The following is a 21,764-nucleotide window of genomic DNA, read 5'->3' as shown; positions in this document are numbered from 1 at the left end:
CGCCGGCACGCCCGTCGGGCACGGATCGCCCTCAGCCCTCTCAGACGCCCGTTTCCGCCTCGATCCGGCCCTCCCGGACCGCCGCCACCAGCCGCGTGTGGTCGGCCTCGGTGCGGTCGGCGTAGGCCACGGCGAAGGCGGCGATGGCCTCGTCCAGCTCGTCGTTCTTCCCGCAGTACCCGGCTATGAGGCGCGGGTCGGCACTGTGCGCGTGGGCCCGGGCGAGAAGGGCGCCGGTCATCCGGCCGTAGTCGTCGATCTGGTCGGCGGCGAGGGCCGCGGGGTCGACGCTGCCCTTGCGGTTGCGGAACTGGCGGACCTGGAAGGGCAGGCCGTCGACCGTGGTCCAGCCGAGCAGGAAGTCGCTCACGACCTGCATGCGCTTCTGGCCGAGGACCACGCGACGGCCCTCGTGCTCCACGCCGGGCACGGGCAGGCCCGCGGTCGCCAGGTGGGGGACGAGAGCGGACGGCCGGGCCTCCTTGACCTGGAGGACGAGGGGCTCGCCCCGGTGGTCCAGGAGCAGCACGACATAGGAGCGGGTGCCCACGCTGCCCGTACCGACGACCCGGAAGGCGACGTCGTGCACGGCGTACCGGGCGAGGAGGGGGAGACGGTCCTGGGCGAGCGTGCTCAGGTAGGACTCCAGTGCCGCCGCCACCGCCGCGGTCTCCGCCTCGGGTATGCGGCTCAGCACCGGGGGCGCGCCGACGAAGCGGCGCCCGCCGTCCTCGGTCGCCTCGGTCGACCTGGCAGCGAACCGCCCGCTGGTGTTGGCCCGCGCCTTCTCGGAGACCCGCTCCAGCGTGCCGAGGAGGTCGTGGGCGTCGGTGTGGGAGACGAGTTCCTCGTCCGCGATGGCGTTCCACGCGTCGAGCGCCGGAAGCTTCGCGAGCAGTCTCATCGTGCGGCGGTAGGCCCCGGCCGCGTCGTGCGCCGCCGCGCGGCAGACGTCCTCGTCCGCTCCGGCCTCGCGGCCCGCGAGGACCAGTGAGGTGGCGAGCCGCTTGAGGTCCCATTCCCAGGGGCCGGGCACCGTCTCGTCGAAGTCGTTCAGGTCGATGACGAGACCGCCCCGGGCGTCCGCGTAGAGGCCGAAGTTGGCCGCGTGCGCGTCACCGCATATCTGCGCGCTGATCCGGGTCATCGGGGTCCGGGCCAGGTCGTACGCCATCAGGCCGGCCGACCCGCGCAGGAAGGCGAAGGGAGTGGCGGCCATCCTGCCGACCCGGAGCGGGGTCAGCCGGGAGATCCGGCCGCGTCCCGACTCCTCCACCGCGGTCACCGCGTCCGGCCGCCCGGGATCGAGCGTCAGCTCGGCGTGCGCGCCACGGGGGACCCGCTCGCGCAGCGCCTTCCCCCGCTTCTTGGGCGACTCCTCCTCGGGCCACCTCGCGAACCCCGGCACCTCCACGACACCGGACCTCGAAGGCCCCGCCGGCCCCGCCGGCACCCCGGCAACCACCTCGGTCATGCCGACCGCCTCCCCCTGCGCGAACGCACGAACATCAACTCGTGGACGACCGTACAACCACCCCACCGGAACGCGTCAGCCCCTGTGGACAACGCGACCGCTGTGGACAACGGGGCCTCCGAACCCTCGCGGCGCGCCCCACACGTCGATCGGACAGTGTGATTGTCCTCACCCGCCCACCCGCCCACCCGCCCACCCGACGAACCCGCGCCCCGACCACACGCCGCCACGCACCGCCACACGCCGCCACGCGGCTCCGCCCCCGCCCGGGCCCCCGGTCCCCGTCTCCGGCCGCGCCGCGTTCCCGGACGACGCAGAAGTCCCGCAGGTCATTGACCTGCGGGACATCGACTTCCTGCGCGCGGCGGACCACGGCAGCGGTACCGGCCTGGCCCGAGCGGGGCAGGCCGGCTTCCCCGCGGTGACGAGGATGCTGCCTGATCCGGCGCCGCTCGGTCAGAGCTCGCCGTGGTGGACCGGGAAGCGGGCCGGTTCCCGGACGCCTGCCAGCTTCAGGTCCTCGACCGTCGCCTCCATGGCGCCCAGGCGCGACCGCAGCGCATCGGCCTCGGCGTTGCCCGGCCGGGCTCGCAGCGCGAGATGGGCGATCATGTGATGGCCGTGGTCGTGTGCGCCCTCATGCCCGCTCCAGGGCGGATCGAAGCTCCATGGCACCTGCCCTTGCAGGTTGTTGGCGGCCATCCAGTCGTCGATCCGGGCGTCCACCCATCCGTGAATCTTCCAGAAGAGCGGGTTCACGTGGGAGGAGTAGGTGTCGCCCAGCCAGTCGTAGGCGGAGTCGTCCCACTTGGGGTCGACATTGAACTCGTCACCTCCGGGCCGGTATTCGGGCATCCGCGTCGACCAGCGCATGTGCAGCGTGTTGTGGATGAAGAACTCGACGGCGGCGCCGAGGCGGCCGAGGGTGATCTGGCCAAGTACCGCCGGGTCGGTGACCTGCGTCTCCAGTGCGTGGATCTGGTCGTACGCTTCCTTCGACTTGACGTCCAGAAGACCCTGGGTTCCGCCGGGGTCGCCCGGCAGCTCGTATGCGGGCGGGACGGGGAAGTCGGGGTCGTCCGGCGCCGGAATCGTCACCCACCCCTGCACATGCGGGTACTGGGGATCGCCCACCTCGGCCAGGATGCCGTTGACCTCGGCGATCATCTGCCGGTGCATGTACAGGAAGTCCTCGCCCGATTTGTTGTCGAGTTCCACCGGCCTGACTCCGGTGGCCGGGTCCGGCGGCCCGAGGGACGGGCGGGGCGGCACCCAGCCGTGGGCGCTGAAGACCGCCTTCTCCTGCGGAGTCAGCACGGACCACGAGTCTCGTGTCCTGTGCCACAGCATGTGGTGCATGCGCATGGCGCGATCGGCCATGGCGTCAATGACGGGCTTGGGAAAGGCGTTCATGCGGGCTCGGCCTTCCTGAATCGCTGCAGTCGGCGAGGTCGCCTGCGCGGCTGCACGGCCACCGAAGGGCACATACGGCAGCGCGGCGTGGCAGGCGCACGGGGCACGGCGGCACGCGGGATGTACGTAGGGCAGCACGGTGCGCCGCAAGCTCGATGGCGGGTCGCCCGAAATCGGCAGAGCACACAGGTGCGCCCGCGTTCGAAAATCTTTGGAGGAACGGCGGTTTGAACGTGCCTGATTCCACTGTGTGGCACGGCACTTGTTCACGCATCCGGGGCGGACACCGTGTCGGCGGACCGGCTTCCCGCCTCACTCACTCTCCGCGGCGGCACCCCGGCTACTCGGCCGAGCATGCCGGGGATTCACCGCGTTCAGCCTGCGGCATCAGCTCCGGTCTGCTCGTGCGCCTTCCTGCGGTGGCGGAACACGACGCCGCGTCGCAGCGCGGCACGCCCGAGGAAGAAATGGCTGCCCAGAAGCACGAGCTTCACCAGGACAAGGGCCAGGACGGCGTTGACGGCCCAGCCGGTCCACTTCGCGTCGGCCAGCGCCGCGCCGCCGATCCCGAGGTGCACCGCGACGATCAGCGCTCCGGCCGTCACCAGGCCCAGGGTGGCCCCCCGGCGGCCGCGGCTCCCGCCCGAGCCACTGACGCCGTCTTCCGCATCGTGCTTCGTCCGCGGCGAGGCGTCGGGCACGGCCCGCCGCCAGTGCACCTGCAGTCCGTCGCGCCGGCCGATCTTCTCGATGCGCGCGGTGACCGCGTCCTGGAGACGCTGCAGCGCCTCCTCGTCGTCGGCGTCGACCCGCAGCACGAGCGCGTCCGCTGTGGCGTCCAGGGTCCACAGGCCGTCGGCGAAGCGGACCGTGCCGTGCGTGTCGGTGAACTCGACATGCCGTACCTCAGGCCGCGCCCCGCCCCCGCCGTGGCCGCCAGGCGGACGCCGGCTCATGCGGGGCATCTGGCGCAGATGGCGGCAGAGCTGGACAAGGTAGCGGCTCGCGCGGTCGGTCGCGAGGCGGGTTTCTGCGGTCGGCATGACCGCTCCTTATCTCGAGTACGGGCCCTGTGTCCCAGGCGCGTCAAGCCGGCACGCCCGCCAGGGATGAAGGTGTCGCGACACCGGCCAGGCCGGCACTGCGGGCGAGTGGCGCCTCCGGCATAGGGGCCTCTCCTCTCGACCCGACCAGATTTATCGAGACACATTGTCTCTGTCAAGACAAAGTGTCACGCCCACGGCGTTGCGTATCCTCAGGCGTATGCCGAAGTTGTGGGACGAGACGATGGACGCGCATCGCCGCGCCGTGCAGGACGCCATCGTGGAGACGACCGTCGCGCTCGTGGGCGAGCACGGCCTGGCGTCGGTGACGATGTCGCAGATCGCGAAGGAGGCCGGGATCGGGCGCGCGACGCTGTACAAGTATTTCCCGGATGTCCAGTCGATCCTGATCGCCTGGCACGAGCGCCACGTCGCAGCCCACCTGGACGAGCTGGGCCGGGCCCGGGATCACGCCGGCGGGCCCGCGGCCCGGCTCGAAGCGGTCCTGCGCGGGTACGCGCACATCACGTACAAGCGGCGCCAGGACGGAGAGATCGCCGCCTTCGTCCACAGGACCCGGCATGTCGTCGAGGCTCAGCGGCATCTGCACGATCTGGTGAGCGGCGTCATCGCCGAAGCCGGCAGGGCGGGCGAGGTCCGCCACGACGTCTCCCCGGGCGAGCTGGCCGACTACTGCCTGCACGCCCTGTCCGCCGCAGGAGGTCTGTCCTCCGAGGAAGCGGTCCGCCGGCTCGTCAGCGTCACCCTCTCGGGGCTCCGGCCATCACGAGGAGAGGACCGACCCGCGAGCCGTCACCGAGAGCCGGTGCAGCCAGGCGCTTGAGCGCGCCGCCCGTGAGCGTCGCGTGGGGTGGCAGCGCTGGTCATCGATGAATAGGTAGGGACCTGACCGTGAGATAGCTCACCATCGGGGCCCTGTCACGTCACTGCCCGGGCCGTGACTGACTGACTGACTGACTGCACAACGAGAAACGGGCCCCACCAGGACTTTCGTCACTGGCGGAGACCCGTTTCGTCGGTTTCTCCTGGTGGGGCACCGACGGAACTCGCTGGTCAGCAGTGTTGCGCGGTCTCTCAGTGATCGTTTCCCATGCAAGGGGAGATCATTTCCCACGTCCCTCGCCAACAGCCGTCGCAAGACTGTGAGCGGAACCGACGCGGACTCTTGGCTTCATGAATGCCCGCTCCCAAGGGGAACGCTTGATCTTGAGATCTGAGGGCAGGCGATGGCTGTGTCGTCTGCACGGTCCGATCTCCTCGTGCAGGTTCGGCATGCCTTGATCGAGGCGGGGTTCCACCTCGTCGGTCAAGATGCGGAGGACGGCAGAAGCGGGCTTGCGGTGACGACGGTGCCGACCGGGGTGCTGGTGGGATGGACGGCCTCAGATGGGTTCACCTCGTTGGCGAAAGACCAGCCCGGAGCCGTGGGTGACAGCATGCGGACGCTCGTCCGGGCTGCTGTTTCGGGCCTGCTGGTCCAGTTGGGACACACCGTGACGGAACCGTCAAACGGCGGTGACCTGCTGGTCTTGGCGGGCGAATAGGTGAATCACCTGACAGGTTTGTCGGGCGACGGGAGTGGGCTCAAGGGCGGCGACTGACGCGGCGCCACAGGCCAAGGTGACGGCCCTGACCTTGAGACGGTCAGTCCCGGTCGGCTTCGTGGGATGCCAGCCGGCCGCTCCTGCGGGAGCTTCGGCGGGTGATCAGGGTGATCGCTGGCCATGTGAGCAGGACTCATCTGGCGCGTGAGTCATCAGCCAGGCGGCATGTTCACCGGAGGCCTGGCCGCCTACCTGGTAACCCTGCGTTGCAAGGGGAACGAGCACGCGACGACGAACAGTCCGAACAGGGTGATGGGCAACATGGGCACCAGCTTCGCAGGATCGTCCTGTAGCCAGTGCCGGTTGCCCCACCCGTTCGCGAAGACGTCCATCACCATCACGGTGCTTGCCAGCCAGACCCCTTCCCGCCGCACGAGTCCCACCAGAACGGCCACCAGCGGATCGAGAATCGCCAAGCTGACGAAGAACACCTGCGCAGGAACCTGAGGAAACGACGCATAGGCATGGATGCCGTCAGTGGCCAGATCGAGAATGTGGACGCAGGCTCCTTCCAGGAATCCGATCATGTACGCCGCGCGAACCCATTTCGCCCATAGCGGCTGTCCGTCCCATCGTTCCCGCAGATCGCACCTCACCGTGTCACCGTAGAGTTTCGACCTCAAGGTTCTCCCAAGTGACCCGGACGTTCACGGGCATGCTGGCGTGGCTCCGCCGGGAGGCCTCCTGGATGGCCGTGCCTCGCTGCCGCTGTGGAAGACCGCAGCGGCCGGCAGCGCTCGGTCGTGGCAGCGGTCTCCTTGGAGGCCTTCACGGCGGTGCCTCCGCTCATCCGGTCAATGTGCAGCCAGGAACAAGTCTTGCCTGCCGTAGTCCGGCAGTCGGGCCGCCTCAGATCATGCCGCTGAGTGGCATGACCCCCGCGGACAGGGCTGTGACTCAATGACCGTGGCACTCAGCAGGAAAGGCACAGGCGGTGAATGAAGTACGCCCTGCTCCGGTTGCATGGAGCGATGCGGCATGGAGAGCGATCGGGTGCTCTGTCCTGTGCGGACTTGCCTACGCACTCCTGGCCCTGCTGGGCGAGGAACAGCTGCCGGTGTCCGCACCGGTGGTGATGGTCCTGGCCCGCTGGTTCTGGCTGCGTCACCGCCTCTGGGGACCGGGTGCCGTCGCGGCACTGGCCGGATCTGCCGCAGCGTTCCTCGTCGCCGACGCCCTGCGGCCGTCGCCGGCCCGGTTGCCCGCCGATACCCTCGCCACCGAAACGGGACTCGTCGTGGCCCTGGTCGTCTTCACCGTCTGCTCCCGGCTGCGGAGTACCTGACGTGGTACTCGACCGCCACGTCCTCACCCGCACACCACGCGGTCTGCGCCGGCGTGCCCTCTGCCACCGCGCCTGGGGAGCCGGTGCCGCGATGCTGGGCATCGCCCTGGTGGTCGCCGCCGGTATCGGCCTGGCCGCCGTGCCCGACCTGATGGACGACGAGCAGGCCTTTCACACCGCCCGCCCCTGCTCCGGGACGGTCGTCGGCGACTGTCTGCGGGAAGTGCGGGCCACCGTGCGCGGCACGGTGATCCGGGACCGGGCCAAGGACTCCGAGCACACGCTCAAGCTCGCCGGACCCCGACCGGTGCCTGCCGAACTCGACATGGGGAGCAGCGAACCGCTGCTCGAACGCCTGAAGGCCGGAGACATGGTGATGGTGACCGTGTGGCGTGACTACGCGACCGCGGTGAGCAAGGACGGCCTGACCCAGCGGTCCGCTGACACCCCCGAGGGCGAACCGCTGATCGCGGCCTCCGTGGCCGTGGCCCTGCTTTCCTGCGGACTCTTCGCCGCCCTCGCGGGGGGCGTCGTGCTCGCCCGCGCCCCTACGTACGCCGCCGAGGGCCTTCCGGGGCTCCTGGTCCTGCGCGGCAAGCAGGCGCTGGGCTCCGCGTTGTGCGCCTTCCCGGCAAGCGTGTTCGGCACCTGGACCGGCCCGTGGGGAGTCGTCGCGTTGTGGGCGGTACTCAGCGGGGCCGTCTGGGGCTTGATGCGACGGCTTGAATCGCGACGGGCCGGCCGTCACACGCGACAGCCCACTCCGTCCCGCTGACGCGAGCCGACGACGTGCGTCGGCCAAGTACGGGAAAAGCAGCGTCCTGTACTGCGTTGGGCTGTCATATCCGTGTCATGGTCCCCGGGCAACAGGCAGGCCCGTTCAGCTCCCAAGAGTCCGGCCACCCCCCGTGAAACGACAGGAAAGTGATGGACACCCCTATATCTCACAGTTCGGACCGGGCTTCCGCAGTGCGTGAGTGGCTGCTCATCACGGCGATGTTCGCGGTCGCCTGGCTGCCTGTGGTCTGCCTTACCCCGGCGTTGCTCGCCGTGGCGGTCATATGGCATCTGCCGCAGGCGTTCCTTCCGCCGCTGATGTGGATGATGATGGGCGTCCTGCGGCGCTTCGGCGGCCGGGAGGCGTTGCCAGGCAGGGCTGTGCAGCCCGGTGAGGAGCCGGAACTGGCCGCTGTGGTCAGGGCGGTGGCCGAGCAGGTCGGATTCCGGGAGCACCTGCTGGTAAGGATCGCGCCCGAGCCGGAGGCGGCCCTGGGGCGCGCGAAGGTGTCCGGCGCGCACACTTATGTTCTGCTGCTGGGCCTGCCTCTGCTGAGGGCGCTGACCGTGGGACAGCTGGCAGCCGTTATCGGGCACGAGCTCGCGCATCGCCAGCACATCGGCAATCGGCGCGCATCCTGGTTGCTGGATGCCCGCTCCGCGCTCGCCCAGCGCCTGGAGGGCCGCTTCCGTCCGCTCGCACCGTTGGCCAGACCGCTGCTGCGGGCCTCTCAGCATCAAGCCTGGCAGGCGGAGTTGGCCGCCGACGCCGACGCCGCCCGCGTCGCGGGCTCCGACAACACCGCCGAGGCCCTGGAACTGCTCCACGCCTCCGTCGCCACGTTCGAGGGGATCGGTGAGAGGTGGCTGTCGGAACTGGCCGAGGAGCATACGTATCCGGAGGACTTCTACGACGCGTTCGACGCCGCGCTGCGGGACCCGCTCGTCCGCCGCCGCTCTGCCGACGTCGTGGCCGCGCAGGAGGCCCTCGACCCGTACCACGCGGCCGGTCACCCGCCCCTCGGCCAGCGGCTGGCCGCGCTGCCGCAGGCCCAGGGCTCCCGCTTCTGGGAGAACGAACCGCTCACGCTCCACGCGGCGACGGCGATCGAGCAGTGGTGCGTCCACCGGCTGGCCGGCCTGGACGCTCCGGGCGTCGAGGGCGCGCGGGACAAGGCTCCCCGGGGCAACGAGCGTCCACCGGGCCGTGGGCGCCAGTACGAGCCACCTGAGCCGGTGCGCCTGCTCGACCGCGACACGGGCCGACTCCACGCCCGGCACGATGACGGGGATGCGCTCGCGCTGTTGACCGCAACCCGCTGCGAGACGCCCGTCCAGGCGCTTTCCGCCGCGCTCGAAGCTGTTCGCGACGGCAGTTGGCCCCGTCTGACCCGCCGGCTCGAACCCGCCCTGCGGTGGATGCCTGCCGCAGAGCGTCCCTCGGCCTCCCGCGACGTACTGGTCGAAGCTATGGGAACAGCCCTGGTCCCCCTGCTGCGCGGGGCGGGCTGGGATTACGCCAGCCCGTGGATGAGCACCGTGTTCACCGCGCAGGACAGGAGCGTGCTCGACGTCTACGAACTGCTTTCCGCCGCTGTGGACAGCGCAGACCCGGAGCCCGTGCGAGCCCTGCTGGAGAACATCGGCACTCAAGAGGTTCCGGTATGAGACGTCCTGGTCCCGCCCTGCGTGTCGCCCTTGTGGGCGTGGTCGGCACGATGACGGGCTTCGCCCTGCTCGCCACCTGGCTGGGCGTGCATGCCCACCGGTACGACAGCGCCCGCGACCGGGCCATGGCCCGTACCGTCGGCCGGGTCGTCGAGGACGACATCGGCGACGAGGAGGACATCCGCGTGCGGTGGACCGATCAGGCCGGCCATGAGCACGTGCAGCGCTTCGGCATCTACAACACCGACCGCTACACCAAGGGCCGCTCCTTCCCCATCGCCTACGACCCCCGCCAGACCCGTCCGCGCGGCTTCCCGGCCGACCCGGACGAGACCGCGGCCGAGGACGACCTGCTCGTCCCGATCGGTCTCGCCGGTGTCGCGGCGGCGGCTGTGTGCGGCGTCTGGGCGCGGCGCGGCCTGCGCTTTTGTTGGGCGGCACGACGGCCGGGGCGCCCCATGAGCGCCATCGTGCGATGCGGCGAACGCACCGGTGCCGCAGGGTGGTTGTTGTCGGACACCACCTGGCTGGTCCTGGCCGAAACCGACCAGCCCGGTCTGCCGGTCGCCTGGCAACGGGTCATGTGGCATCCCGTCCTCGGCCAGGGGTCGGCCGAACCTGTCACGGTGACCGCGCATCACGGAGTCCGAGGTCGCGCCGCCCTGGTTGCGGAACTGACCGACGGCACACGACTGGTGCCGCTGGGGCGCCTGCACCGGCGTCCTCCGCGCCGCCTGCTCGTCGGTGAGCGTGATGCCGTCCGCGCCGACCTGCGTGACTCCTTCTTCCCGGACGGTTCAAAGCCGCCGCCCACGCAGCCCTGGTGGCGGCCAGGCGCTCACGCCGCCGTCCTGGGCGCTGTCATCGCCGCGGTCCCGGGCCTCGCACTGACCGACGGCAGCCTCGTCGCCACCGTGTCATTCGCCCTCAGCGGCGCCACGGCGCTCACTTCGTCATGGGCCCTGTCGTCCCCGGGGCCCTGACGTGCCGTAAGGCACCGTCCCGCTCGGCCTCCCGCAAGTGCCCTTTGAACAGACGCCGAAGGGCTTGCGACAGCCTGCGTCGCACCCCAGCGCCCTCCCCCGGCGAACCACCGTCGGGCCTCCTTCGGAGGATGTCGGGCGGTGCAGAGTCCGGCATCAATAACACGTAAAGATTGCCGGGAACAGGCAATGCCAGGACCGCCCCGAACATGTGAGCATGCAACCACTGGCACGGTGACACAAGAGAGAGGCGGTGTGGGCGGATGGGCTGGTTTCTGGGTCTCGGCATCGTCGGAGTCGTCCTCCTCGTGCTGTCCCTCGTCTTCGACGGCGTCCTCGAAGGACTCTTCGACAGCGTCGGCGTGCTGGATGGTCTCTTCGACGGGCTGCTGTCGCTGCCGGTCATCGCCGGATTCGTTTCTATGCTCGGTTTCTCCGGCGCGATCGCCATGGGCACTACGGGCGTGGGCGCGGTCGGTGCGACCGCGATCGGCGTGCCGGCCGGGCTCGTCACTGGCTGGCTCGCGTACCGCCTCAGCCGGATGCTCCTGCGCGACCGGTCCGGCGCCGCACCACGCGATGAAGATCTGATCGGCGTCTCGGGATCCGTGGTCACGGCGATTCCGGCCGACGGCTACGGCGAGGTGCTGGTCCATCGTGCCGGGCAGCCAGTGAAACTCGCCGCGAAGAGTACGGCCCCGCTGGTCCGAGGGGCCGAGGTCTGGGTGGAGGGGACGCTGTCGCAGACAGCGGTGTCCGTACGCCCCGTGGAGCGGTGACCGAACCGCACCACCGCCGTTCTCGTCGCACCGCCCGCCGACGCCTCTTTCCGCACACGTACACGTATCCGTATCGATCTGCCGTCCCCTGGGAGGGCTGAGGGGCAAACACCATGAGTTCAGTCGCTGTCGCCGTCGTAGGAGTCGTCGTACTCCTCGTCCTCCTCGCTCTGGTCGTCGTCACCCGCTACAAGGTGGCCGGGCCGAGCCAGGCGTTCATCGTCACCGGGCGGCGCGGCAAGAAGTCCACCGATCCGGAGACCGGCCGGATCTTCACCGACAACAGCGGGCAGAAGGTCGTGGTCGGCGGCGGCGTGTTCGTCGTTCCGTTCGTGCAGCAGAAGTTCACCCTCGACCTGTCCTCGCGGCACATCCCGGTGGCGGTGCGTGGCGCGGTGACCCTGCGCGGGGTCAAGGCGCACCTGGAGGGTGTCGCCATCGTCAAGGTCGGCGGCAGCGAGGACTCCATCCGCGCCGCGGCCCAGCGGTTCTTGATGCAGCAGGACGGGATCGTCGGCTTCACCCAGGAAGTGCTCTCCGGTGCGCTGCGCGCCATCGTGGGCCGGATGTCGGTCGAGGACATCATCCGCGACCGCGCCGCATTCGCCGGACAGGTCGCTGAGGAGGCGGAGGCGAGCCTGTCCGGGCAGGGCCTGGTGCTGGACGCCTTCCAGATCCAGGACATCAGCACCGAGGGCTCCTACCTCGAAGACCTCGGCCGCCCGGAGGCCGCCCGCGCCAAGCAGGAGGCCGACATCGCCGAGGCGGTCGCCCGGCGGGCTGCCGAGCAGGCGCGGCTGAAGGCCGAGGAGGAGATCGCCGTCGCGCAGCGGACGTTCGCGTTGAAGCAGGCCGAGATCAAGGCCGAGACCGACGAGGCCGCCGCCCGTGCGGATGCCGCGGGCCCGCTGGCCGAGGCGGCCCGCCGCCAGGAGGTGCTGAGCGAGCAGGAGAAGGTCGCCGAGCGGCAGGCAGCGCTGACCGACCGCGAACTGGACACCCAGGTCCGCAAGCCCGCTGACGCCGCTCGCTACCAGGCCGAGCAGGAGGCCGAGGCCCGCCGTATCGCCCTGGTGAAGCAGGCGGAGGCCGACGCCCAGCGCTCCCGGCTGACCGGTGAGGGCGAGAAGGCACACCGCGCCGCACTCGCCGACGCGGTCCGTATCGAGGGTGAGGCCGAGGCCGCCGCCATCGGCGCGAAGGGTGCCGCGGAGGCCGAGGCCATGCAGAAGAAGGCCGACGCCTTCGCCCAGTACGGTGACGCGGCCGTGCTGCAGATGCTCGTCGAGGTCCTGCCGCAGGTGGTCGCCAAGGCGTCCGAGCCGCTCAGCGCCATCGACAAGATGACCGTCATCTCCACCGACGGCGCCTCCCAGCTCTCCCGGACGGTCGCCGACAACGTCGCCCAGGGCGTCGAACTCCTCAGCTCCACCACCGGAGTCGACCTCGCCGAACTGCTGAAGAACATCACCCAGCGAGGCAGCGGGACGCAGGCCGCGACCACGGCACCCGCCGAGGCAAACGGGAAGGTCGAGATCACCGGCTGACGCCGGGACGGCAGTGGTGTGAGCCCGGGCGTTCGCGAACCGCCCGGGCTCGAAGGACAGATGCAGGCGTCCACTGATCGCCGACGAGCGGCCGCGAGCATCTTGCGGCCGCTCGGCCGTCTTGGAGAAGGAGGGTGGGAGATGTTCCTCTGGGCCTGGTTGATCGGCTGGTCGGCCTTCGTGCTGCCCCTGTCTATCGCCTCGTTGCGGGGCTGGGCGCCCAGGCGGGTCCGCAGTCGCACGACGCCGTGGAGCATCCGTGTCCGGGGCGTCGCCCTGCTGGTGATGTGGGTCGGCGGGCTGGTCGTCCCGCTGGGACGGTGGGGCGGGCTGGTTGACGAGGAGGCGATGTTCCTCCTGCCCGCTGCACAGGCCGGTCTGATGCTGTTCGCGGCGGGGCTCATCAGTGGGTCGCAGCTCGGTGACCGTTTCCGTCGGCGCGCCGCACATTCACAGGCTGTGGACCAGGGTGTTGGCGAGCAGCTCTGATGGCGTCGCCCGGGCCGGGCCGTGGCCGGTTCTCCCTCGCGCGGTGGTTCTTTTGGTGCCGCCGCGTATGTTTCGCGTCAATGACCTGGCCTGCTCGCCGATGACGTAAGACGGTGAGTACAGCAACCTTTCCAGCAGATGGGGATGCCGCTATGCGTGCGCGTGACCTGGCGGTCGAGTACGAAACGGTGAGCGTCGACAGCGACGCCATGGAGGCGGCCCGGCTGATGGCCGAGCACAGACTGCCTGCCCTGCTCGTGGTGGACGAACGGGGCGAGCCGAAGGCGATCCTTCCCGCCTCGCAGATGATCAAGATTCTGGTGCCCGCCTACGTCGTCGAGGACCCGACGCTGGCCGCGGTCGTCGACGAGAAGCACGCCGACCGGCTCTGCCAGGCCCTGGCAGGCCGGCGCGTCGGCGACTGTCTGCCCCACGAGGCGGCCGCGCCGCCGATCGCCGACCCGGACGACACCGCCCTGGAGGTGGCCGCGCTGATGGCGCGGGTGCGCAGCCCGCTGGTGGCCGTGGCGGAAACGGCGAAGGGCAGGCGCGCGGAGGGGGGCACGCATTTGCTGGGTGTGATCACCGCTTCGCATCTTCTGCACGAGCTCCTCGGGGCTACAGGAGCATCGGGTTCCCCGTGACGGCAGTTGGCTCAGGACCCCGTCCCGGCCGGTCACCCGACCGCCGGAAAGTCCTCAGCCCCAGTCACGATCCCGCAGCGAGCCGAGCGTCGCGAAGTGCCGGCGGACACGAGCTTGGCGTCGTACGTCCCGGATCCCCTGCGCGGTGACCGCCCCGTTCGGCAGGGCGTCGAGGCCGGAGTCCCTCTGTCTCCGCTCGCGACGGAGCAGGACGGCGACCGAGGCGGCCAGCACCAGGCCCAGAGTTGCGGCGGTCATCGTCATGTAGAGCATGAAGCCTCCCGTCGTAGCAGGCCGGCGCGGCGCTTCGGCCAGTCCTGTGGAATGTGTGGAACTACTCCTCGCGCGGCCGGACCGCGTGCCGGGCCGTCGGGTTGGACATGAGGTGGCGCGGGTCAGCGGCGCGGTTGATGGCCGACTCCACGGCCGCGATCCGGTCCGCGAGGAGGCCGAGGGCGGCGATCGCGCGGGTGAGCTGGTCGTCCTCAGGTCCACCGAGTGTCCGAGTGCGGACGTAGGCGATCTTGATCTCGGTCCAGCGGGCGGCCTGCTCAGGGGTGAGTGAGCCGCGCAGCTCGGCTAGTTTCAGCAGGTTGGCCTCGGCGCCGGTGGTGAGGGTCTGGGCCTCGGCGGTGTAGTGGTCGTCGACCAGCGCCGACAGTTCGGCGTCGTTCATGACCGGCTGGATGCGCTGAGCGATCTTGTTCATGTTGCGGTAGGAGCCCTGGAGCTGGAAGGGCGGCTCTGTGCGTGTGGTGTCGGACTGGGCCGCCGAGGCGATGTAGGCGCTGTTGACTGCCATGACCGTGTCGCGGGCCGTGATCAGGTGGTGCAACACGGCCAGGATCCGCTCCAGTTCGGCGGGCGCGACGGGGTGGGTGAGCCGGTCGGCGCGGGTCGTGGTGTCGCCCTGGGCAAGCCTGACCAGCAGGTCCAGGTCAGCCCGGTCGTAGCCGGCGAGCGGGGCCAGAACCGGGTTCGCGGTGAGGGCGTTCTCGACGAAGCTGAGCGCGAAGACGTCTTGCTTGCCGGTCAGGACCTCGCCGAGGTTCCACACGTCGGCGCGGTTGGCGAGCATGTCGGGCACCCGGAAACGGGCGCCGGACTCGGTGTAGGGGTTGCCGGCCATGCAGACGGCGAACCGCTTGCCCCGCAGGTCGTAGGTGCGTGGCTCGCCGTTCCGCACACCCTCCATGCGGCGCGTGGCGTCGCACAGCGGGATGAACTTCTGCAGCAGCTCGGGCGAGGTGTGCTGGATGTCGTCGAGGTACAGGAGGGTGTTGTTGCCCGCCTCCAGTGCGATGTTGATCTTCTCGACCTCCTGGCGGGCGGTGGCGTTCGGAGCCTCCTCCGGGTCGAGGGAGGTCACCGCGTGGCCGAGCGCGGGTCCGTTGACCTTCACGAGGATCAGGCCGAGGCGGTCGGCGACGTACTCCATGAGGGTCGTCTTGCCGTAGCCGGGCGGGGAGATGAGCAGGAGCAGGCCTCCGGTGTCGGTCCGCTTGGACGCGCCGGTGGTGCCGAGCTGCTTGGCGAGGCTGTCGCCGATCAGCGGGAGGTACACCTCGTCGATGAGTCTGCTGCGGACGAACGCGGACATGATCCGCGGCCGGTACTCGTCCAGGTGGAGCCGGGCCTGTTCGGCGGCCACCAAGGCCGTACGGCGGCGCTGGTAGTCGCGGTGGCCGGGCACGTCGTGCGTGCGGAAGGCGCGGGTGCGGGCGAGGAATTCGTCGACGCGGAGGGACAGGGCCCCGGCCGTGATGCGGGGGTGGACGCCGAGCAGACCGTCGACCGTCCCGGTCAGTTGCGCGTCGCAGTCGTAGCGGGCCAAGTCGGGGCCGAGTTCGCCGGCCACCGCCTCGGCCAGGTCGCCGGGAGTGATACCGGCACCGGTGGAAGCGGTGTAGGAGGACAGCCACGCCTCGACGAGCTGCTTGCGTGCGGCCAGGTCGCCGAGTGCGGTGAGGTCGTCGTCGTAGGCCGACGAGCCGACCGTGTGGCGGAATTTGTCGAGCAGGGTGCGGGCTGTCGCGCTGATGACGAACCCGTCGGGGCCGGTGGTCAGCTCCTCGAAGAGGTAGGCGGAGGCAGCCGTGCCCGCGGCTCCGCTCCACCCGGTGATCTCCTGCGCCAACTCCAGCCGCAGGTCGTCGATCGCGGGAGCCAGGCCGAACGTGTCTCGGGCGCGGGCCAGCGAGAGAGCACGCCGCTGCCAGTCCCGCCGGGCCTCGTCGGTGGTGCCGTGGGCCCAGAACATCTGGGCGGCGGCACGCGCCGCGGGCTCGTGGCGCAGCGGGCCGGCGTCCGCGTACAGACGCAGGAGCATGGTGAGGATCAGGGCGGCGTCGTGGTCATGGACACCCCGCTCGTACCCCTCGTCGTACGCCGCCTCCGCGGCCTGTCGCACGAGGGCGGGCAGGTCGGACTCCTCCAGCGCCACCGGGCCGTGTTCGTCCAGCAGCCGGGCGGCGAGGTGCTCCGCTCGGTAGACCTCCGGAGACTCCGACGGCAGGGTCCGGTCCCAGTACGGGCGGGTGGCGGCGAAGTCGGGATCGGTCACCGGTGAGCGGTAGTCGGTGCCGGTGAGTGCGAAGGCGAGGCCGTCACCCTGCGGGACGAGGGTGAGGTCGAGGGGCTGGGTGTTGACGGCGAAGCGGTGGGCGCCGAGACGGAGGGTGCGGCCGTCGTCGGTGTAGAGGTCGGTGCGGTCGCGCAGGGAGCGGAGGGCGTCCTGGCGTGCGGCCTTGAGGCGGCCGTCGAGTTCCTCCGCCCGGACCTGGTCGCCGAGTTCGCGCAGTTCGTCGGCGATGCGGCGGACCTTGGCGACCATGGGGTCGGAGGTGAAGTACGTGGTGACGGCATCCGTGTCGGTGAGCGTGACGGCACGACGCGTGACGGTCCTCAGTACGCGGGCCGCCGAGTCGGCGAGGCGTTCGGCGCGGCGGGCGCGGGTGTCGGCAAGGGTCTGTTTGCGGGCGGAGAAGGTCTCGTGGACCTCGTCGCGCTTGTCGGCGAGGTCGCCGAGGAAGTCGTCGAACTCGGCGAACCGTGACTCCAGGTTCTCCAGTTGGACGAGCATGCGGGCGAGTTGTGCGTCGCACGCCTCAGGGCTGTCCGCGGCGGCGAGCGCGCCGGTGACCGCCTGGCCCAGCAGTGCGAACTCTGCGCCGAACTCGGCGCGTCCCTCGCGGTCGAGGAGGGCCCTGCGGCGGCCGTCGAGGAGGGCGCGGGCGCGGTTGACGCCGCCCAGGACCTCGGCGATCCGTTCCAGGACGGACGTACGGACGGTCGCGTCGGCGATATCGAGGCCGGTGACGACCTCGGTCACCGTGCGCAGCCCTTCGGCGAGGTCGTCGAGGCGGGCGGCGACGGGGGCGGCTTCGGCGACGGTGGTGATCGCCTCGGCGTCGGCGACGAGCTGTTCGACGTCGGCCTGGTGGCCGGCGAAGGCGTCATCGCGCGCGAGGTGGGCGACGGCCCGCTGGCCGAAGGAGGCGAGGTCGGCCTCGATGTCGGCGGCGAGTTCGTCGATGCGGGCGGTGTCGACGTACCGCATGTCCTTCAGGGTGAGCAGGTGCCCCTGGGCGTGGCGAAGTGCGGTCAGGCCGGTGACCCAGGCGGCGGCGCTGCGCGGGGCCTCGCCCCGCAGACGCCGCACGACGACGGCGACCCGCTCCGCAGCCTCCGTGAGTGCCTCGGCAGCCTGGCGGGTGAGTGCCTGGACGGTCTCGAACTCGGCCAAGACCTGCTCAGCGGTGGCTCGCACCTGTGTGAGCGGCTCGTGCAGATCGCCGAGTTCGGGCTCGCCCAGCCAGTGGTGGGAGTCCGCCGCCCGGACGCAGGCGGCGGTCAGTGCCTCGTACAGCTCGCTCGTCGGGGTGGTTTCGTTCACGGCACGGGTGATGGACAGGCAGTCGGAGATGCCGCGCACGAGGTCGGCGTTGCCGACGCGGGCGACCGGGCCGGTGCCCGCGGGCCTGGCGGCGGCGTGGGTGTCGGAGACGAACGGCGAGTTCCACAGCTGGACGGGGTGGACACGCTGCGGTTCGTCACTGTCCGCGCGCAGGACGACGAGGGCGCCGTCGTCGAAAAGGGCCCAGCCGTGGCAGGACAGCGGGGCGGCGGCCTCCTTGCGGATCGCGTTGTACGGCAGCAGCAGGCTGCGTCCCTCTACGCGCGAATGGAAGGCGAACAGCACGTCCTCGCCGTTGGGCGAGCGGACCAGGCACTCGAACTCCAGGCCCTCGGTGACGACGGCGTCGAAGGTCTTGTACGTGCCCGTTGCCAGGCAGTAGCCGCCGGGGAAAACGATCCCCTGGTCCTCGGGCAGCCGACGGCACGCCTGCCCGATCCCGTCGAGGCGGACGACCGTCCTGGTGAGGGTGTTGAACACCAGGTGGCGGTCGGCGTCCTCCTTGTAGGGGCGGATCCGCAGCAGGATCAGGGCCCCCACGCGCGCGTACGCGATGTCCGCGTCCGCGAGGGACTGCAGCGGCTCCTCGACCGGCTCCGAGTAGATGCCCTCGTCGGTCTCCGTGTCGTTCTCGACCTTGACGGTGAGGGTTCCGCCGACGGTCCCGACGAAGACCTCGCCCTCGACGGAGACGTGGGGGTGGCGGCCGAGGACGTGGTCTTCCCGGGTGGTGACAGTCCACTCGAAGTCGTGGGCGGGCGGGAAGACGTGGTCGCGGTCGCCGCGGGCGTCCAGGAAGGACACCTGTCCGTCGTCGGTCACGGCCCAGCGCAGGACGCGGATGTCCCCGGTCTTCTCACCGGTCTGGAAGACGGCCAGCAGTCTGCCGTCGACGCGGCGGAGCTGGAGGAGGTGGGCCTGCCGGTAGTAGCGGTAGAGGGCGGCGAACTCGCGGACGAAGGCCGGGTCATCGAGCAGGCCGGGCACGGCGTCGTCCGGCAGCCGGTTCAAGTCGCGGTCGTGCAGCGCGAAGACGTCGCCGACGGTCGTCTCGGACTTGAGGCCGAGGAAGGCGTTGTGGCCGAAGAGCAGAACGCCGCCGACGGAGACGATGTCCCGGGCCACGCAGGCCTGCTCGGTGCGCAGCCGCTCGGTGCCGGCGAGCTCGAGCCGGGTGGAGCCGAACTCCTCGGTGCGGCGGGCGTTCAGTGCCTCGGCGCGGCGGGCGAGCTCGGCGGCCTGCGCGGTGAGGCGGTCGCGCAGCACCTCGTACGTGCCGGTGTCCAGGCCGGTGGTCATGGGGTCCCTCTCAGAAGTCGGAAAAGCGGTCCGGAGCTGCCGTCCCCTGTGCGGCAGCTCCGGACCGCGGCCTGTCAGACCCTGGCGCTGCCGTTCAGGGCCGCGAGCGAGGTGTCGGCGACACCCAGTTCACCGGCCCTGCTGAGCAGCTGCTCCAGAGCGCCGGAGTCGGCTCCGCCCGTCTTCATCAGCTTCATCAGCAGGGCGGAGACGGTCAGGTTCTGCACGTCCGCCGTGGAGACCGAGCCGAGGACGCGGCTGAGGTCGTCGGTGAAGCTCGACGAGCCGTCCAGCCAGGGCCGCGCGAGGGCCTGGGCCGTCTCGGAGTGCTGGACGAACCCGTCGACGCTCTTGCCCAGCGCGATCGAGTTGACGAGGCGGTCGAAGAAGACGGACTCCCCGCCGACGATGTTGATGTCGGCGTTCTCCAGCCCGGTGGCGAGGATCGTGGCCTGCGCCTCGGCGACGTGCTTCTGCATGTCGAGTCCGGCGAGCCGGATGTCTTTCTCGGCCTGCAGCCGCAGCCGGTACTCCTCGTGGCCGCGGGACGCCTCATCGAGCGCGGCCATCGCCGCGGCCTTCTCCGTCAGACCGGCCGCCTCCGCCTTCAGCTTCTCGCCGATGCCCTCCGCCTCGGCGAGAGCCTGCGCCCGGGCGCCTTCCGCGTCGGCACGCATGCGCGCCTCAGCTGCCCCGGCCTCCGCGCGGCCGGCCTTCTCGATGACCTCGGCTTCTTTGTCGCGCACCTGGACGGCCGCGAGCCCCTCGGCCGCGGATTCGGCCTGGACACCTTCGGCGAGGCGCAGTTTGGCCTGCGCGTCGAGGTCGGCGCTCTTCAACCGGGCCTGGGCCAGGGTCACTTCCTCGGCGGCGCGGTGGACGGCGGCCTGCTCGGCGGCCTCGGCGGCCTTGATGTCCTTGACCAGCTGCTCCTGCGCCTCGGCCTCGGCGGCGATGATCACGGCCTGCCGCTGCCGCTCCGCCTCCTCCACGGCCCGCAGCTTCTTGATGGCCTCTTCCTGTTCGGCCACCGTGCGGTCCACGGCGACCCGCTCCCGGATGACCTCGGCGATCTCCCGCTTCTCGCCCTCGACCTCCTTCGAGGCTGCGATCTGCGTCAGCTGCGTCTCCCGCTCCCGTGCGATGACTTCGAGGAGTCGGTCCTTCTCGATGCGCTCGTTCTCGATGGCGATGACCCGCTCGCGGTTCTTCTGCGCGACGGCGACCTCGCGGGCCTGGTTCTCGCGCTGGATGCCGAGCTGCTCCTCGGTCTTCAGGAACGCGCCCTGCGCCCGCAGCCGCTCCTCCTCCACCACCCGAGCCGTCTCGGCCTCCTCCCGGGCCCGTACGGTCTCGATCTCCCGGCGCTGCTTGATCTCCGCGTCGGCCTGACGGCGCTCCAGCTCCAGAATGGCCTCCCGGGCGTCGACGTTCTGCCGGGTGATCTCCTTCTCCTCCGTGCGCTGGAACTCGTTGGTGCGCACGTGCTCGATGGCCGTCAACTCGGTGATCTTGCGGATGCCCTGGGCGTCGAGGACGTTGGCCGGGTCGAGCTGAGTGAGCGGCGTCTGCTCCAGGTAGTCGATCGCCGCGTCCTCCAGGTGGTAGCCGTTGAGGTCGATGCCGATCAACTCGATGATCTTGTAGCGGAGTTCCTCGCGCTTGGTGTACAGGTCGGTGAAGTCCATCTGCTTGCCGACGGTCTTCAGCGCCTCGGAGAACTTCGCGTGGAACAGCTCCTGCAGCGTCCTCTGGTCGCTCGCCCGCACGGTGCCGACGGCCTGGGCGACCTTGATGACGTCCTCTACGGTCTTGTTCACCTTCACGAAGAACGAGATCCGGATGTCCGCACGGATGTTGTCCCGGCAGATCAACCCCTCCTTGCCGGCCCGGGTGATCTCGATGGTCTTCACCGAGATGTCCATCACCTCGGCCTTGTGCAGCACCGGCAGCACCACCTGCCCGGTGAAGGTCACATCGACCTTGCGTACCTTGGAGACGATCAGTGCCTTGCCCTGCTCCACCTTGCGGAACAGCCGGGAGAGGACGAACAGCGCGGCGATCGCGACGAGCAGGCAGGCGGCGATGAGCACGCCGACGCCCACGGAGATGGCATCCATGCGAAATCCTTGAAGTCTGCGAGGAGTTGGCGCCTCGACGGCGAGGCGGGGTGGCTTGCTCGGCCTCGAGCAGGCGCGTCAGGCGTGAGAGGCGGTGCGGCCGCGGGGCCTGTGTGCGGCTCAGCCGCGGGCGCGGGGAGGGCCGGGGTCGTACGGAGTGCCGCTCGCCGCAGCCGGCCGGTGCAGCCCGGCCCGGCCCGGGAAAAGCCTGGGGGGAGAGGCCGCGCACCTTCGTGTCACCGGCCAGGCGACGAGCGTGGACAGGGCGAGCAGTGCGACCCGGGCCGCGGCGCCACCGGGACCGGTCAGGTGTGCCAGGTCCATCAGAACCGTTCCGGTGACGCTGACGAGCCAGGTACTCACGATCACGGCGGAGGCCGCGACGGCGACCGGCATCCCGCCGAGAGACCTGGTCAGTGACGGGGCGTCGGCGTCGAAGGCGCGCACGTCGGCCCGGCCCAGCAGAACAAGCAGCCAGAAACCGAGAGCGACGACCAGGGCCGAGGTGAGAGTGACGGTGGGGAACCGCACGGCGGCGTCCACGACCTGCCCCATCTCCTCACCCCCGAGCCGAGTCCCGAGTCCCGGCACATGCCCTGTTTCCAGGGCGGGTGCCGGGACTGCTCCCCTTGTTTCCGCTGCACTCATCTTGAACTGCCCATGCAGCGTGGCGCATTGCCGTGTTCCGGCAGTCTTGACGCC

18 protein-coding genes are annotated in these 21,764 nt (G+C 70.4%); 10 read left to right on the top strand and 8 right to left on the bottom strand.

From position 1 onward, the window contains the following. Positions 1-40: 40 nt before the first annotated feature. The 3 genes from ACFY93_RS14295 to ACFY93_RS14285 form a co-directional block, all read right to left on the bottom strand. Complete coding sequence (locus tag ACFY93_RS14295) at positions 41-1,474, bottom strand: DUF2252 family protein (RefSeq protein ID WP_391357695.1); 1,434 nt, start codon at positions 1,472-1,474, stop codon at positions 41-43. A 456-nt stretch (positions 1,475-1,930) separates the two neighbouring features. Then, positions 1,931-2,887: a hypothetical protein gene (locus ACFY93_RS14290; RefSeq protein ID WP_391357692.1), complete on the bottom strand. Its 957-nt coding sequence runs from the start codon at positions 2,885-2,887 to the stop codon at positions 1,931-1,933. A 374-nt stretch (positions 2,888-3,261) separates the two neighbouring features. Next, positions 3,262-3,930: a DUF2218 domain-containing protein gene (locus ACFY93_RS14285; protein WP_391357690.1), complete on the bottom strand. Its 669-nt coding sequence runs from the start codon at positions 3,928-3,930 to the stop codon at positions 3,262-3,264. A gap of 220 nt (positions 3,931-4,150) precedes the next feature. On the opposite strand from ACFY93_RS14285, the gene ACFY93_RS14280 reads away from it, so the two are divergent. Next, positions 4,151-4,774, top strand: coding sequence for a TetR family transcriptional regulator (locus ACFY93_RS14280; RefSeq protein WP_391357687.1), 624 nt, complete (start codon positions 4,151-4,153; stop codon positions 4,772-4,774). Between the two features lie 436 nt (positions 4,775-5,210). After that, positions 5,211-5,495, top strand: coding sequence for a hypothetical protein (locus ACFY93_RS14275; protein ID WP_391357684.1), 285 nt, complete (start codon positions 5,211-5,213; stop codon positions 5,493-5,495). A 248-nt stretch (positions 5,496-5,743) separates the two neighbouring features. Here ACFY93_RS14275 and ACFY93_RS14270 read toward each other — a convergent pair whose 3' ends face one another. After that, positions 5,744-6,151 carry a hypothetical protein gene (locus ACFY93_RS14270; protein WP_391357681.1) on the bottom strand — a complete coding sequence of 136 codons (408 nt, stop codon included), beginning with the start codon at positions 6,149-6,151 and terminating at the stop codon, positions 5,744-5,746. Positions 6,152-6,612: 461 nt separating this feature from the next. Here ACFY93_RS14270 and ACFY93_RS14265 point away from each other — a divergent pair, with 461 nt between their 5' ends. The 8 genes from ACFY93_RS14265 (at position 6,613) to ACFY93_RS14230 (ending at position 13,727) form a co-directional block, all read left to right on the top strand. Beyond that, the gene (locus tag ACFY93_RS14265; protein WP_391357678.1) at positions 6,613-6,840 is read left to right on the top strand and encodes a hypothetical protein; all 228 of its coding nucleotides are present in this window, start codon (positions 6,613-6,615) and stop codon (positions 6,838-6,840) included. Position 6,841: 1 nt separating this feature from the next. Continuing rightward, positions 6,842-7,615, top strand: a complete 774-nt coding sequence (locus tag ACFY93_RS14260) for a hypothetical protein (RefSeq protein WP_391357676.1) — start codon at positions 6,842-6,844, stop codon at positions 7,613-7,615. 194 nt (positions 7,616-7,809) lie between these two features. Next, positions 7,810-9,285 (top strand): M48 family metalloprotease, encoded by a 1,476-nt coding sequence (locus tag ACFY93_RS14255; protein WP_391357673.1) that lies wholly within the window; start codon positions 7,810-7,812, stop codon positions 9,283-9,285. Continuing rightward, positions 9,282-10,268: a hypothetical protein gene (locus ACFY93_RS14250; protein WP_391357669.1), complete on the top strand. Its 987-nt coding sequence runs from the start codon at positions 9,282-9,284 to the stop codon at positions 10,266-10,268. The genes ACFY93_RS14255 and ACFY93_RS14250 overlap by 4 nt, the downstream gene beginning before the upstream one ends. A 263-nt stretch (positions 10,269-10,531) precedes the next feature. After that, complete coding sequence (locus ACFY93_RS14245) at positions 10,532-11,047, top strand: hypothetical protein (protein ID WP_391357667.1); 516 nt, start codon at positions 10,532-10,534, stop codon at positions 11,045-11,047. Between the two features lie 113 nt (positions 11,048-11,160). After that, on the top strand, positions 11,161-12,594 hold the full coding sequence (locus ACFY93_RS14240) for an SPFH domain-containing protein (RefSeq protein WP_391357665.1): 1,434 nt from the start codon (positions 11,161-11,163) through the stop codon (positions 12,592-12,594). Between the two features lie 141 nt (positions 12,595-12,735). After that, entirely contained in the window at positions 12,736-13,083 is a 348-nt protein-coding gene (locus ACFY93_RS14235; RefSeq protein WP_391357662.1) for a hypothetical protein, read from the top strand. 152 nt (positions 13,084-13,235) lie between these two features. Next, on the top strand, positions 13,236-13,727 hold the full coding sequence (locus ACFY93_RS14230) for a CBS domain-containing protein (RefSeq protein WP_391357661.1): 492 nt from the start codon (positions 13,236-13,238) through the stop codon (positions 13,725-13,727). 54 nt (positions 13,728-13,781) lie between these two features. On the opposite strand, the gene ACFY93_RS14225 is transcribed toward ACFY93_RS14230, so the two are convergent. The 4 genes from ACFY93_RS14225 to ACFY93_RS14210 all read right to left on the bottom strand — a co-directional run bounded on the left by ACFY93_RS14225 (position 13,782) and on the right by ACFY93_RS14210 (position 21,617). Further along, on the bottom strand, positions 13,782-14,000 hold the full coding sequence (locus tag ACFY93_RS14225) for a hypothetical protein (protein ID WP_391357658.1): 219 nt from the start codon (positions 13,998-14,000) through the stop codon (positions 13,782-13,784). A 61-nt stretch (positions 14,001-14,061) separates the two neighbouring features. Beyond that, on the bottom strand, positions 14,062-18,942 hold the full coding sequence (locus ACFY93_RS14220; RefSeq protein WP_391357655.1) for a DNA repair ATPase: 4,881 nt from the start codon (positions 18,940-18,942) through the stop codon (positions 14,062-14,064). A 74-nt stretch (positions 18,943-19,016) separates the two neighbouring features. Next, positions 19,017-21,062, bottom strand: a complete 2,046-nt coding sequence (locus ACFY93_RS14215; RefSeq protein ID WP_391357652.1) for an SPFH domain-containing protein — start codon at positions 21,060-21,062, stop codon at positions 19,017-19,019. A gap of 120 nt (positions 21,063-21,182) precedes the next feature. Continuing rightward, positions 21,183-21,617 carry a hypothetical protein gene (locus ACFY93_RS14210; RefSeq protein ID WP_391357650.1) on the bottom strand — a complete coding sequence of 145 codons (435 nt, stop codon included), beginning with the start codon at positions 21,615-21,617 and terminating at the stop codon, positions 21,183-21,185. Positions 21,618-21,764 lie beyond the last annotated feature (147 nt).

It is taken from the genome of Streptomyces sp. NPDC008313 (assembly GCF_042956125.1).
In the GTDB taxonomy this organism is placed as follows: domain Bacteria; phylum Actinomycetota; class Actinomycetes; order Streptomycetales; family Streptomycetaceae; genus Streptomyces.
This window is presented reverse-complemented; position numbering and strand designations above follow the sequence as displayed.